At 54.0% G+C, this 507-nt stretch carries 1 protein-coding gene; it reads right to left on the bottom strand.

Translation table 11 applies throughout. The annotated features are described in order from the left end of the window. The coding region (locus ACTHUM_RS18815) for a YadA-like family protein (RefSeq protein WP_440403800.1) at positions 1-507 on the bottom strand (507 nt) is incomplete at both ends.

Raw genomic sequence — 507 nt, 5'->3', positions numbered from 1 at the left:
AAGTTGCCTTTGACAATCCAGTTGCCGCCGTCGCTCATCGCAGACACGCCGATGGCCATAGCAGACTGACCACCGTAGTAGCCGCTGCCGACACCGATACCGTTCGCACCCGGACGGGTTACTTGCGGAATCGAGCCTTGGGCAATCGCACCGGCCACACCCGCGTAGGCTTTCTTACCTACTTGGTTGATGTTGTTCTGCAACTCGGTACCCAAACCAATCAACTGGTTCACGTTTGCCGCATCTGTACCGTCTTTACCCGGAGCCACGTTGGTAATGCGTTGGCCGCCGTTATTCAGACCGACAGGAGACAGTTTGATTTGGTTGTTCGGATTGTTTTCAGTCGGTGCAGCGATGGTTACGCCATCGTTGTTGACCACGGTGTTGCCTGCGGTCAGACCGTCTTTGTTCAACGCAACTTTATCGCCGACTTTCACGCCGTCGTTATTCATCACAGTATCGCCTGCTTTGAAGGTATCGGCATTCACTGTCTTCACGCTAATCTCG

The organism is Neisseria sp. P0021.S006 (assembly GCF_051956895.1).
This window is presented reverse-complemented; position numbering and strand designations above follow the sequence as displayed.